General features: G+C 72.4%; 1 protein-coding gene. It reads left to right on the top strand.

Features of this window, described 5'->3' with window-relative positions; all coding sequences use genetic code 11:
* The coding region (locus tag ABEB16_RS22360; protein WP_345714352.1) for a glycoside hydrolase family 1 protein at positions 1-821 on the top strand (821 nt) is incomplete at both ends.

Below are 821 nucleotides of genomic sequence, written 5' to 3'. Positions count from 1 at the left end.
GCGCTGGCCGCGGTGCACCACCTCAACCTCGCCCACGGCCTCGGCGCCGCCGCCGTCCGCAGGACCGCCCCGAACGCCCGCGTCGCCCTCACCCTCAACCTCGCGTGGGTGCGCACCGACGGCACGAGCGACGCCGACCTCGACGCGGTGCGCCGGGTGGACGGCCTGCAGAACCGGGTGTTCCTCGACCCCGTGCTCAAGGGTGCCTACCCCGCGGACGTGCTCATCGACACCGCGGCCGTGAGCAACTGGTCCTTCGTCCTCGACGGCGACCTGGAGCTCATCAAGCAGCCGCTGGACGTCCTCGGCATCAACTACTACAGCCCCACCGTGGTGCGGGCCTGGGACGGCAGCTCCCCGCGGGAGGAGGCCGACGGGCACGGCGCCAGCGCGCACAGCCCGTGGGTGGCCAGCGCCTCCCTCGTGGAGTTCCCCGAGCAGCCCGGCGCCAAGACCGCGATGGGCTGGAGCATCGACGCCCGCGGCATGCGCGAGCTGCTGGTGCGGATGCACACCGAGCACCCCGGCCTGGAGCTCGTCGTCACCGAGAACGGGGCGGCCTACCCCGACGAGGTCACCGCCGACGGGGCCGTCCACGACGCCGACCGGGTGGAGTACCTGCGCGCCCACCTCGGCGCGGTGCTCGACGCCATCGAGGCCGGTGCACCGGTGACGGGGTACTTCCTGTGGTCCTTCCTCGACAACTTCGAGTGGGGCTACGGGTACTCCAAGCGCTTCGGCATCGTCCACGTCGACTACGGCACCCAGCAGCGCACCCCCAAGGACAGCGCGCACTGGTACTCGCGGGTCATCGGCGCCAA

It is taken from the genome of Kineococcus glutinatus, from assembly GCF_039542765.1.
GTDB lineage: Bacteria > Actinomycetota > Actinomycetes > Actinomycetales > Kineococcaceae > Kineococcus_A > Kineococcus_A glutinatus.
This window is presented reverse-complemented; position numbering and strand designations above follow the sequence as displayed.